15 protein-coding genes are annotated in these 12,103 nt (G+C 68.4%); all 15 read left to right on the top strand.

Going from position 1 to position 12,103, the window contains the following annotated elements:
• Window positions 1-5 precede the first annotated feature (5 nt).
• The gene (locus WC815_03440) at window positions 6-479 is read left to right on the top strand and encodes a hypothetical protein (GenBank protein MFA5907811.1); all 474 of its coding nucleotides are present in this window, start codon (window positions 6-8) and stop codon (window positions 477-479) included.
• Window positions 469-756, top strand: a complete 288-nt coding sequence (locus WC815_03435; protein ID MFA5907810.1) for a flagellar hook capping FlgD N-terminal domain-containing protein — start codon at window positions 469-471, stop codon at window positions 754-756. Before WC815_03440 ends, WC815_03435 begins: the two co-directional genes overlap by 11 nt.
• Complete coding sequence (locus tag WC815_03430) at window positions 757-2,013, top strand: flagellar hook protein FlgE (GenBank protein ID MFA5907809.1); 1,257 nt, start codon at window positions 757-759, stop codon at window positions 2,011-2,013.
• An 11-nt stretch (window positions 2,014-2,024) separates the two neighbouring features.
• Window positions 2,025-3,593 (top strand): flagellar hook-length control protein FliK, encoded by a 1,569-nt coding sequence (locus WC815_03425; GenBank protein ID MFA5907808.1) that lies wholly within the window; start codon window positions 2,025-2,027, stop codon window positions 3,591-3,593.
• Between the two features lie 25 nt (window positions 3,594-3,618).
• Window positions 3,619-4,122, top strand: coding sequence for a hypothetical protein (locus tag WC815_03420; GenBank protein ID MFA5907807.1), 504 nt, complete (start codon window positions 3,619-3,621; stop codon window positions 4,120-4,122).
• Window positions 4,123-4,292: 170 nt separating this feature from the next.
• Window positions 4,293-4,796, top strand: a complete 504-nt coding sequence (locus WC815_03415) for a flagellar basal body-associated FliL family protein (protein ID MFA5907806.1) — start codon at window positions 4,293-4,295, stop codon at window positions 4,794-4,796.
• A 13-nt stretch (window positions 4,797-4,809) separates the two neighbouring features.
• Window positions 4,810-5,064 carry a FliM/FliN family flagellar motor switch protein gene (locus tag WC815_03410; protein ID MFA5907805.1) on the top strand — a complete coding sequence of 85 codons (255 nt, stop codon included), beginning with the start codon at window positions 4,810-4,812 and terminating at the stop codon, window positions 5,062-5,064.
• Window positions 5,061-5,393: a flagellar biosynthetic protein FliO gene (locus WC815_03405; protein ID MFA5907804.1), complete on the top strand. Its 333-nt coding sequence runs from the start codon at window positions 5,061-5,063 to the stop codon at window positions 5,391-5,393. The genes WC815_03410 and WC815_03405 overlap by 4 nt, the downstream gene beginning before the upstream one ends.
• Entirely contained in the window at window positions 5,390-6,127 is a 738-nt protein-coding gene (fliP, locus tag WC815_03400) for a flagellar type III secretion system pore protein FliP (GenBank protein MFA5907803.1), read from the top strand. Before WC815_03405 ends, fliP begins: the two co-directional genes overlap by 4 nt.
• 28 nt (window positions 6,128-6,155) lie before the next feature.
• Window positions 6,156-6,425: a flagellar biosynthetic protein FliQ gene (locus WC815_03395; GenBank protein ID MFA5907802.1), complete on the top strand. Its 270-nt coding sequence runs from the start codon at window positions 6,156-6,158 to the stop codon at window positions 6,423-6,425.
• Window positions 6,425-7,180, top strand: coding sequence for a flagellar biosynthetic protein FliR (locus WC815_03390; GenBank protein ID MFA5907801.1), 756 nt, complete (start codon window positions 6,425-6,427; stop codon window positions 7,178-7,180). Before WC815_03395 ends, WC815_03390 begins: the two co-directional genes overlap by 1 nt.
• A 7-nt stretch (window positions 7,181-7,187) precedes the next feature.
• Complete coding sequence (locus WC815_03385; GenBank protein MFA5907800.1) at window positions 7,188-8,264, top strand: EscU/YscU/HrcU family type III secretion system export apparatus switch protein; 1,077 nt, start codon at window positions 7,188-7,190, stop codon at window positions 8,262-8,264.
• Between the two features lie 7 nt (window positions 8,265-8,271).
• Window positions 8,272-10,311, top strand: a complete 2,040-nt coding sequence (gene flhA, locus WC815_03380) for a flagellar biosynthesis protein FlhA (protein ID MFA5907799.1) — start codon at window positions 8,272-8,274, stop codon at window positions 10,309-10,311.
• A gap of 31 nt (window positions 10,312-10,342) precedes the next feature.
• Window positions 10,343-11,311, top strand: a complete 969-nt coding sequence (locus WC815_03375; GenBank protein MFA5907798.1) for a hypothetical protein — start codon at window positions 10,343-10,345, stop codon at window positions 11,309-11,311.
• Between the two features lie 55 nt (window positions 11,312-11,366).
• Window positions 11,367-12,101, top strand: a complete 735-nt coding sequence (fliA, locus tag WC815_03370) for an RNA polymerase sigma factor FliA (protein MFA5907797.1) — start codon at window positions 11,367-11,369, stop codon at window positions 12,099-12,101.
• Window positions 12,102-12,103 lie beyond the last annotated feature (2 nt).

Raw genomic sequence — 12,103 nt, 5'->3', positions numbered from 1 at the left:
CGGCGATGCGCCCCTTCCGGTTCCGCGCGTCCGTCGTGCTCGACCTTCGCCGGAAAGAAGAAGACGCCGCGCGCCAGCGCCTGGTTCAGGCGCAAAACGCGCTGGATCAGGCCGAGGCGCGGGCGCGGACGGCGCGGCAGGCCGCCGCCGACGCCGCCGGCGCCTCGGCCGCCGCGCAAAACGCGGGCGCCGAGGGTTGGCGGCTCGGATGGCACCAAAGTTGGATAAGGAGACAGCGACTTGAGGTGGACGCGTGCCGCACGGTCACGGCGGCATCGGCCGCGACCGTCGACCGCGCGACCGCCTCGGTCGGTGTCGCTCACCAGCGGCGTCGCGTGCTCGAACGGCTGCGCGACCGGGCCTGGCACCGGCATCAACTCGAGACGGTCCGGCACGAAAGCCGGGAGATGAACACGGCGGCGAACCTGCGGTATCTCACGCATGCCGCCGGCGGAGAGGCTACGAACGATGACGATTGATTCCACGACGAACACCAGCCAAGCCGGCGCGTCTTCCCCCGGTACGACGATGCAGGATGCGCTCGGCCGCGACGCGTTCATGCGGCTGCTGCTGACGCAGCTCCAGCATCAGGACCCGACCCAGCCGCAGGCCGACGGTGAATTCCTTGCGCAGTTGGCGCAGTTCTCCGCGCTCGAACAATTGCAGCAGGTAAACACGAAGCTCGAATCGATGTCGAAGTTCTTCAACCAGGTGGGGTCGGTCACCGACGCCACCCCGTCGCCGGAGGCCAAGTAAATGGGTTTCTCCTCGAGTCTGTCCGGGCTCAACGTCAACCAGCAGAAGCTGAATGTGATCGGCAACAACCTGGCCAACATCAACACGATTGGCTTCAAGGCCAGCACGGTCCAGTTCATGGATCTGGTGAGCCAGTCGGTGGGCGGATCGAGCGCCAATCCCATGCAGGTCGGCCTGGGCGTGATGACCGGCTCGATCTCCCCGAGCTTCAAGCAGGGGGGCATTGAGAACACCGGGGTGCCCACCAACGTCGCCATTCAAGGCAACGGCTTCTTCGTCGTCGGCGACGCCAACAACCGGTCGTACACACGGGCGGGGGATTTCTCGTTCGACGCCGACGGCATGCTGGTGACGCCCGATGGGCTGCCTGTCCAGGGGTATACCGCGATCAATCCGGTCACCGGGGACGTGATCACCACGGGCCAGCCGAGCAGCATCGTCGTGCCGCCGGGTGTGTTGCGCGCGCCCACGGCGACCACCAAGTTCGGCACGATCAGCAACCTCGATTCGGCCGCTGCCGTGGCATCGACCTTCTCCGCGTCGGTCGAGATCTACGACGCGCTCGGTGCACCCCACGTGGCCACGATCACCTATACCAACACCGCCGCCGGTGCCTGGAGTTATGCGATGACGGTGCCTGGTGAGGACGTGACCCCAGGCGTCCCGGGCACGCCCTTTCAGATTGCCGCCGGCACGCTCACCTTCACCGCCGCCGGCAAGTTGAACCTGGTCAATGGCGCGGCCGCGGCGGATGTGAACATCCCCGGACCCGTCTGGAAGAACGGCGCCACGGCCACGGCCATCTCTTGGGACTTGGTGGATGCGAACGGCGTGGGCTCCCTCACCGGATTTGCCAACCCGTCGGCCACCTCGTCGAAGACGCAGAACGGCGCGGCGGCCGGCACCGTCAACAGCATCAGCATCGATTCAGAGGGGCAGATCCTGGCGACCTTCGGGTCCGGCGGGAACGTGGCCATCGGTCAGATGGCGCTCGCCAACTTCAACAACCCACAGGGGCTCGTGAAGCTCGGATCGAACCGCTACGGCGAAAGCGCGTCGGCCGGCATCGCCAACATCGGCGTGGCCGGCGAGGGCGGCCGAGGCACGCTGATCGGCAGTTCGCTGGAGCAGTCGAACGTCGACATCGCGCAGGAGTTCACGCAGATGATCCTCGCGCAGCGCGGCTACCAGGCCAACTCCAAGAGCATCACCGTGGCCGACGAGCTGCTGCTCGAGACGCTGAACCTCAAGCGCTAGGTGACGTCATCGTGATTGCGTTAGGCGTACAGTTCCCGGCGGCCGTGGCGGCGGCGTTTCCCGCCGCCGCGGCTCCCGCCGACGACCCAGAGCTCTTCACCGACGCGGCCGCGTTTGTCGGCATGCTGCAGCAACTGACGGCGCACCTCGCCCCGGAAGGCGCCGCGACGGCCGCGGTTGGCGCCGGCGCAACCGCGGCGTCGTTCAACCTCTCGGATGAGTCCGGCGAGGCTGCCGACGTCAACCCCGGTGCGATCACCATCGTGGCCGACTGGGTGCGACCTCCCGATCTGGTTCTTTCGAACCCGGCGGCGGTGGCCGGTTCTCCGCACCGGGACACCGACGTCCCCATCTCTTCGGAATCCGCCCCGCGCGACAACGGCGACGATGCCGATCCCGGGAATGCCACCAGCGTGTTCCCGGTTGGGATGCTTCAACAAATAGCAGGCGTTGCCATACCGATCGTCCCGGGCCCGGGAGCGCCCTTTTCCGAACGTCGTCCGGTGGACGGCCCGGCGGGCGCTCCTGAGGCCTTCCCCATTAGCCTGCGTCGCGGGTCGAGCGTTGTCTCGACGGCCAGCGAATGGGAGGCGGCTGTCCTCGACGAGGCGCAGGCCGGTATTCCACCGCAGGCCAGCGGTCGCGCGATCCAGGATCAGGCGGCCAGAGTGTCGACAGCGGTGCCGACCCCGGTGCCGTCGGGAGTTCCGACCGCGGCATTTGTGGATGCAGCGCAGGTGACACCGGCCATGTCTCCCGAGCACACGATGGCGGGCAGCGTGGCGTCTGGCCTGATTGAGCCGGACCCGGCCGCGGCTCCGGCACGGGGCGCGGACGTCCTGGCCGCGGTGCCCACCGGAGAGACACTGGTTCTCGGTCGCACCAAGTCTGGCAACCGAGCCAGCCAGCCGGCGCAAGCCGAGAACCGTTCCGAGGACGAGCGGCGTCTTCCTGCGGATGGCCGTCCGGGGATCAACGCCGACCGCGTGGGTCCCGTGATGCCTGCGTCGAAACAAGACCCGGGGAGCGGCGAGTCGCCGCAGCGGTGGCCGTCAGGGACGCCGGCACGGGAGCACGCGAGCGCCCCGACGGTGCTGTCCGTCACCACGGAGAGCCGGTTGTCGATGCCGGCCGTGCCGCCGACGGCCGCGACATCGGCCGTCGCGGATCCGGTTGCGGAAACCGAACTGCCCCGGCAGATCGTGCACTCGATCCGGCTGCAGGCGATGGCTGGCGGTGGGGAGGCCCACGTCCGCCTGCGGCCCGAGTACCTCGGCGAGTTGACGGTCGCGGTCAAGGTGGAGCGCGGGGCGGTAACCGCGACGTTGCACGCCGAGACGCCGGCGGTTCGCCAGTGGATCGAGGCGAACGAGGCATCGTTGCGCCAGGGGCTCGCCGAACACGGTCTGCATCTCGACAAGCTGACGATTCTCGACGAGGCGCCTCAGCCGGAGTCGGCCCCGCAAGATCGTCGAGAGCGGGGTCGCGAAGAGCAGGCCCGCCAGGAACAGTCGCGGCGGCAGGCGCCGCGCCGGCCCCGTCCAGAGGCGGGAACGGCCACCTTCGAAGTCGTCGTGTAAGCGCACTGAAACCAGAGGACCCTTCATGTATACCAACTCCGCGAAATCCACTTCCGACAACATCAGCGACCTCATTGCCAAGGTCATGGACCGCTTCGATACCGACAAGGACGGACGACTGTCGGGTGGCGAGTTCGGAGACTTCCTCACCGGCGTGCTGGGCGGCGCAGCCGCGGCCGCGGCCTGGCCGGCGGGCACCGGCGCGCAGAACTCTCCGCAGCGGGCGGACCTGGGGAGCGGCGAATTCCGCGGCACGCTCGCCGGGTTCGACCACTCCAAGATCGACGACCCGACCCTGCACGGCGCCAGCACGAGCAAGTACAAGGCTGCCCGAATCTTCCAGGATTTCAAGCCGATGCCCGAGAGCCTGCCGGACGTGATCGAGCGTCTGCGCGCTGAAGGTGTGAACGCCACCCAAGTCAGTTCCGACAAGATTGACTTCGGCGACGGCTACGGGCCCATCGATGTCATCCAGGGCGCTTACCCGGGTGGCGGCGTGGCGTGGCAGTGGATGCCCCAGGGCGCGTAGTGCCTTCGGGCCAGTCGCCGGGCCGGGTGTCGCCGGGCCGTCACACCCGGTCCGGCGGCCCGACGATATCCCAGCCGCCGGCTACTCCGGTCAGGACAGGGCGCCCGTGAAATCCCGCCGTGCGCGCCGCGTCGCGGCTGGCACCGCCCTTGCTCATGGCCTGAGAGCATATGAGCGATACACCGCAATCGACGTCTCCGGCCGACGCCAAGCGCAGTCCGAACAAGAAGATTCTCTATCTGGCCTTGGCTGCCGGCGTCATTGGTGGCATCGGCGGTGGCGGCTATTGGTGGAGCCTTCGCGCCGCGCCGGCCGAGGAGAGTCACACGCCGCCGGCCGAAGCCGCGGAAGTCCCCGCACATAAGCGCGGCCTGATTACCTTCGAACCGTTCGTCGTGAACCTGGCTGATGCCGGCACGTCGAGGTTCTTGCGGGTGACTGTCCGCCTGGTCGTCGACTCACCGGAGCGAGCCAAGGAGATCGAGGAGTCGGCCGTCGTCCTGATGGCCGCGCGCGCGGCGATCCTCGAACTCCTGACGACACAGACGTCCGAGGCACTGGTGACTCCCGCGGGCAAGGCGGCCCTGAGGGCGGCCATTGCCGAACGAGTCGGTCACGACGGCGAGGTAAAGGTGCACGATGTCCTCTTTTCCGACTTCGTCGTCCAGTTCTAGTCCACTTGAGTCGGTGGCGGGGTTCGGCGATGTGCTCGACGTCCGGTGTGGTGTGGATTTCATCATCGGCACCGGCACTCTGTCGGTGCGCGACTGTCTCCACCTGGCCCTTCACAGCATCGTGCGTCTGAACCAGTCGGCCGGCGCCGATCTCGATCTTCTCGTCCACGGCGTGCCGATCGCGCACGGCGAAGTTGTGATCGTCGACGACAGTTCCATGTTCCGCGTGAGTCGCATCGTCGCGCCGGCGGGAGTCGAGGCGGCGTGAGGTTGCTGGCGCTTGGTCAGGCCGCGGCGTTCGGCGCGGATCCCGTCCTGATCAGCGGGCGGTCGCTGGCGGCGGCGGTGATCACGATTGGCGTGTTGGCGGCGCTGGCGTGGGCCCTGCGCCGCAGCAGCCTGCGCCGGACGGGCCAGCCGGTGACGGTGGAGACGGCGATTCCCCTTGGGGAACGGCGTTCGCTGTTGATTGTGGCGGTCGAAGGCCGGCGGTTGCTGCTCGGCGTTACGCCAGGCCAGATCACGCTGGTGACCGAATTGAACCGCCCGTTTCGCGACGCGCTCGACGACACCATCGGTCGCGAGGCCGCCTCGTGACGTGCCGTGCGCGGCTGATCGCGTCCATCGCCGTCGCAGTCATCCTGTCCGCGGCGACCGTTGCCGCGCAGCCGTCGCAGTTCGATCTGCGCGTCGATGGCGTCGGCGCCGTCTCGGCGCCGCTTCAGGTCGTGATCTTCCTGACGCTCCTGACGTTCGTGCCGGCCGCGCTGGTCATCATGACCTCCTTTACGAGAATCGCCATCGTCTTCCATTTCTTGAGGCAGGCGATGGGCACGCAGGAAATGCCGTCGAACCAGATGCTGGTCGGTCTCACGCTGTTTCTCACGGTGTTCATCATGGCGCCGGTCGGGGAGCGCATGAACGCGCTGGCGATCGCGCCGGCCATGGCCGGTCGCATCACCGTGACCGAGGCGCTGGAACTGGGGGCGCCACCGCTGCGGACGTTCATGCTGAAGCAGACGCGCGAGGCCGACCTGGCGTTGTTCGTTGAACTGGGCCGCGTGCCGCGGCCGAAGAACCCGGACGAGCTGCCGATGCGCGTGGTCATTCCCGCGTTTGCGATTTCCGAGCTGAAGACCGGCTTTCAGATGGGGTTCTTCCTGTTCGTGCCTTTCCTGCTCATCGACCTCATCGTCTCGACCACGCTGCTGTCGATGGGCATGTTGCAGCTGCCGCCGGCGATGATCTCGTTGCCATTCAAGATCCTGCTGTTCGTGCTGATCGACGGCTGGAACCTGCTGGTGGCTTCGCTGGTCCGGAGTTTTCTGTGACGCCCCGGCGGGCGCGGGAGGAGCGGGAATGTCCGAGGCCCTGATTGTCGGCGTCATTCGGCAGGCGTTGGAGACGGCCATCCTGGTGTCGCTGCCGATGTTGCTGGCGGGTGTCGTGGCCGGCGTGCTGGTCAGCATCTTTCAGACCGTGACGTCGATCCAGGACAGCGTGCTGGCGTTCATTCCCCGGGCGCTGGCGATCATCGTCGTGTTCGCGCTGACGTTTCCCTGGATGCTGCGTGTGGTCACCGGGTTTTCCGCCGGGCTGATCGGCCGCTTGCCCGAACTGGTCCGCTGATGGATCTGGAGACCCTGAGCCGCTCGATCCTGTTGCTGGCGCGGCCGGGCATGCTGATTGTGGCGGCGCCGGTGTTCGGCGGCGGGTTCGCGCCGCCGCATGTGCGCGTCGGTCTGGCGCTGCTGCTGGCGCTGCTGCTGCTCCCGGCCGTGCCGGTGCCCGCCGTGGCCAGTGCGGCCGGACTGGGGCTGGTGGTGGCGCGTGAGCTGGCGATCGGCTTCGCCTTGGCCATGGGGCTACGGGCGCTGCTGGCCGGTGCGGAGCTTGGCGGCCATCTCACGAGCAGCCAACTGATGCTCTCGTACGGGTCGGTGATCGATCCGCAAGGGGGCGTGCGCAACACGCTCATCGCCACGCTCTACGGCAATCTGGCCTTGCTGACCTTCTTCGCCGTCAACGGGCACCATGCGCTCGTGCGGGGCGTGGTCGCCTCCTACGTGGCCGAACCGATCGGCTTGGGCGGTGTTGACGCCTCCCTGGTGGCCGCGGTGATGCGGCTGCTCGGCGTGGTGTTCGTGTTCGGACTGCGGCTGGCGGCTCCCCTGATTGTCGTGATGCTCGTGCTCGAACTGGCCGTGGGGTTGATCTCCCGGGCGGCACCCGCCATGAACCTGATGGTGGTCGCCACGCCGGTGAAGGTCGTGATCGGCCTGGTTGTGGTGTCGGCGGTCGTGCCTCTGGTCCCCGGCGCGACGACCCGGTTGGTCTCGCTCGCCGGCGAGATCGGGCTGCAACTGGCGCGGGCGTTCCGCTGAGCACGCGATGGCCGACAGTTCCACCGGAGAAAAAACCGAAGCCCCGTCGCTCAAGCGCCGGAAGGACGCGCGGGAAAAGGGCCAGGTCGCGCGCAGCCAGGACATGGTCGCGGCGGCCGCCCTGTTGGCGGTGACCGGCGCCCTGGTGCAGACCGGCCCCCAGGGCATGGCGCGGCTGGGAGCCCGCCTCGCCGACGGGTTGGCGCGACTGGACGAGCATGCGCGCGGATCGGCCACGCCCAACGACGTGACCCTGCTCATGACCGGGGATCTGGCCGTGATTGCCGTGGTCGTGGGCCCCTTCCTGCTGACCGCGGCCGTCGTTGGCCTGGCGGGTCACTTCGCGCAGGCCGGCTGGGTGTTTGCGCCGCAGCGCCTGGCCCCCGACTGGTCCCGCCTGAGCCCGGCGCAGGGTCTGTCTCGTCTCAAGCCATCGCAATCGGGGCTGGACCTGGTGAAGACCCTGGTGACGGCAACGGTGATTGGGGTGCTGGCTTACAACGTGGTCGCGGCGGCGTTGGCCGAGAGCCCCCGACTGGCGTGGATGGCGCCGGCGGCCGCTGCCGCCGAGGGGTGGGCGCTGATGCAGCGCCTGCTCTGGCAGGTGGGCTTCGCGCTGGTGGCGTTCGCGGGCGCCGACTACGGCCTGCAGGCGTGGCGGCAGTTCCAGTCGCTGAAGATGACGAAGCAGGAAGTGGCCGACGAGGCCCGTTCGAGCGAGGGCAATCCGGAGCTCAAGGCCCGCGTGCGCCGCGTGCAGCGCGAGATGACGCGGGGCCGGATGCTGACGGCGGTGAAGACCGCCACCGTCGTCATTACCAACCCGACCCACTTCGCGGTGGCGCTCGAGTACCGGCGGTCGATGACCAGCGCCCCCGTGGTGGTGGCCAAGGGGCAGGACGTGCTGGCCCAGAAGATCAAGGCGATCGCGCGCGAGCAGGGCGTGCCGATGGTCGAAAACGTCTCGCTGGCCCAGGCCCTCTATCGCGGTGCCGACGTGGGCGAGGCGATTCCCGGCGACTTGTTTGGCGCGGTGGCCGAGGTGCTGGCGTACCTGGTCCGGATCAAGCAGCTGACTTTGTAGGAGATCGATGACAACCCAACAGACCTCCCCCATAGGCCGCGCTTCGCACATGCTGGTGCCGGCCGGCCTGCTCGCGGTGGTGCTGCTCATGATCGTGCCGCTGCCGCCGCTCATGCTGGATCTGCTGCTGTCGGTTGACATCGGGCTGGCGGTGGTCCTGATGCTGACCGTCGTCTACATCAAGCAGACGGTCGAGTTCTCGGTGTTTCCAACGTTGCTGCTGCTGCTGACGTTGTTGCGCCTGTCGCTGAACGTGGCGTCGACGCGGTTGATCCTGATGCACGGTCACGACGGGGTCGACGCGGCGGGGCACGTGATCATGGCGTTCGGCCAGTTCGTGGTCGGCGGCAATTTCGTGGTCGGCATCGTGGTGTTCCTGGTGCTGATCGCCATTCAGTTCCTGGTCATCAATCACGGCGCGGTGCGCATCTCCGAAGTCACCGCCCGGTTCACGCTCGACGCGATGCCGGGGCGGCAGATGGCGATCGACGCCGACCTGAACGCCGGCATCATCGACGACACCCAGGCGCGCACCAGGCGCGAGCGGGTGCGGAAAGAGGCCGACTTCTACGGCGCGATGGACGGCGCGATCCGCTTCACGCAGCGCGACGCCCTGGCGGCGGTACTCATTACCGGCGTCAACATCGTCGCCGGCCTGATCATCGGCGTGTTTCAGCACGACCTCGACCTGGCGACGGCGGCACGCACCTATACCATCCTGACGGTGGGAGAGGGCCTGGTGACGGCCATCCCCGCGCTGCTCGTGTCGATGTCGGGCGGTCTCATCACCACGCGGGCGGCGTCGGATTCCCACCTGGGTGAAGAGGTGGCGGATCAGCTGCTCGCCCGGTCGAAGCCGCTGGCGATCGCTGCCGGCACCCTCGTGCTGCTGGCCCTGATTCCCGGCCTGCCCAAGGTGGCGTTCATCACCGTGGCGGCCTGTCTGGGAGCGGCGGCCTATGCGAACCGGGCCGTGTCCGAGCGGACCGGAGCTTCGGCCGAGACGCCGGCGCCGGCGCCGGACGCGTTGGACACGGCGGTGGCCGTCGATCCCCTGAGCGTGGAAGTGGGCTACGCGCTGGTGGCCCTGGTCGACGAACAACAGGGCGGCACGCTGCTCAATCGCGTGCGCGCCATCCGCCGACAGATTGCGACCGAGACCGGCGTGATCGTGCCGCCGGTGCACGTGGCCGACAACCTGCAGCTGGCGCCGCGCAGCTACGCCATCCAGGTCAAGGGGGTCGAAGTCTCGCGGGGCGAACTGTTCGCCGATCGGCTGCTGGCGATCAACCCGGGCACGGCGGACATCACGCTCGACGGCACGCCCACGCGCGAGCCGGCCTTTGGTCTGCCCGCGGTGTGGATCAGTCCGGACCAGCGGGAGCGGGCCTCGGCGGCGGGGTTCACCGTGGTCGACCCGACCACGGCCCTGTCGACGCACTTGTCCGAAACCATCCGCACGTTCCTGCCCGACTTGTTGACCAGGCAGCACACCAAGGAACTCGTCGACCGGGTGGCGCAGTCATCCCCGAAACTCGTGGAGGAACTGGTGCCGAAGCTCGCCTCGATCGGCGACATCCAGAAGGTGCTCCGGCAACTGCTGCGCGAGCGGGTGCCGATTCGCGACCTGACCAGCATTCTCGAAGCGATCGCCGACGCGCTGCCGGCGACGAAGGATCCGGATGCCGTCTCGGAGGCGGTGCGGGCGGCGATCGGCCGCGCCATCTGCCGACCGTACCAGACCGAGCAGGGCGACCTGCCCACCATATCCATTGCCCCGGCGCTCGAGGAGCGGCTGGTGTCCTCCCTCGTGCGCACCGAGCAGGGCGCCATGCTGGCCCTCGACCCGGCACAGGCCCAGCGACTGGCCAGCCGGATCGCCGAAATCATCGGCGCTGCGGTGGCACAGCCTGTGCTTCTCTGCACACCGACGCTACGGCCGCATGTGTGGCGGCTGTTCGCCAGGGTGCTTCCGCATCTGGGCGTGCTGTCACACAACGAGATTCCGCCACAGATTCGCGTGGCGTCCATTGCAACGCTGGACTGAGATGCAGGCAAAACAGTTTCGCCAACCCACGGTGCGACAGGCACTTCGAGCGATCCGGGAGGAGTTGGGCCCCACCGCGCTGGTGCTATCGAGCGAAATGGTTCCGGCGCGCGGCTGGCGCGGGTGGCTCGGCATGCGCGAAGTGCAGCTGACCGCGGGCATGCCGGGTGGCGACCGCGAGAGTCGACCGGCCGCCGCCAGCAGCCGGCCCACCGACACCTCTGGCCCCAGTGACGGGATTGTGGCGCGGCTCATGGCCAGCGGCCTGACCAGGTCCCTGGCCGAAGCCGTCGCTGAGGGGCTGTCGCCATCGGAACGCCGTGGGGCGTCACTCCGCGCGTTGCAGCGGGCCCTGGCCACGCAGATGGAGGCGATTACCGCAGGCGAGGAAGCGTTTGCCCGGGTCGAGGTGTTCATCGGGCCCCCGGGCGTCGGCAAGACGACCACGATCGCGAAGATCGCGGCGCAACAGCGCGCGCTGCACGGCCGGCCGCTCGGGCTGGTCGGCGCCGACGCGTTCAGGGCCGGCGCGGTGGAGCAACTCCGTGCTTACGCTCACATCATCGGCGCCCCATTTCGCATTGCCCGGACCATTGAGGATCTCGACGAGGCGCTGACGCGGGGCCGCACACCGCTGCTGGTGGACACGGCCGGCCGCTCGCCCCGCGATGGTGGCTTGCGCGATCTGCGGCGGCTGCTTGGCAGCCGGCGCGGGGTGCGGACGCATCTGGTGATGGCGGCAGACACCAGCGCGACGTCGGCTCGCCGCATCCTGGACGCCTATTACGACGTCCACCCGAACCGGTTGGTGATCACGAAAGTCGATGAAGCCGAGTCGCTGGCGCCGCTCCTGGGTGTGCTCGCCGAGCGGCAGATTCCCGTGTCGTACATGACGGCGGGCCAGCGCGTTCCGGAGGATCTGGCGCGCGCCACGTCGGAGGGGCTCGCGGCCGCGGTGCTGCGAGACGAAGCGGGCGCCTGGGCGGCGGCCACATGTTGAGCCGGCGATTGAGTTCACCCGCGATGGACAAGACAACGGGGACGCGGAGGTAGGCATGACGGGACAGTCTGATGATCTGGAAATCCGCGACAAGCTCGTAATGGAACACGTCGGTCTGGTCAAGACGATGGCCAGCCGGCTGGCCCACCGCCTGCCCTCGCAGGTCGAGGTCTCGGAGCTCGTCAGCGTTGGCGTGCTCGGGCTGATTGACGCGGCGGGCCGCTTCAAGCCTGCGCTGGGCGTGCCCTTCGACGCCTTCGCACGGCGCCGGATCCACGGTGCCATGCTCGACTCGTTACGCGGGCTCGATTGGGCGCCGAGGGCGGTCCGCAAGCTGCGCCGGGACGTTGACAGTGCCATCGGGCGCCTGCGCGGCGAACTCCGACGCGAACCCGACGCCGCCGAGATCGCCGCCGCGCTGAATGTTTCGGAGCCCGAGTACGACCGGATGCTCGATCAACTGCGGAGTGTGGACCTGGCGTCGATCCGTCAGGCCGCGGCCAGTGGTGAGGGCCAGTCGGCCCTGGAACTGGCCATCGAGCCGGCGGAAGGGCCCCACGCCCGCCTCGAGCGGGAAGAGCTGCGCGGGCATCTGGCTCGCGCCGTGGCACAACTGCCCGACCGCGAACGGCAGATCCTCGCCCTCTATTACGAAGAAGAGTTGACGCTGGCGGAAATCGGCGAAGTGATTGGCGTCGGTGAGTCGCGGGTGTCGCAGTTGCGCACGCAGGCCGTGGCGCGGCTGCGGTCGTTCCTGGGCGATGTCATCCAGCGGAAGGGGACGCACTAGTC

This window comes from Vicinamibacterales bacterium (assembly GCA_041659285.1).
In the GTDB taxonomy this organism is placed as follows: Bacteria; Acidobacteriota; Vicinamibacteria; order Vicinamibacterales; family UBA2999; genus 12-FULL-67-14b.
The sequence above is the reverse complement of the archived record's forward strand: the minus strand, read 5'-3'. Positions and strand labels throughout refer to the sequence as shown.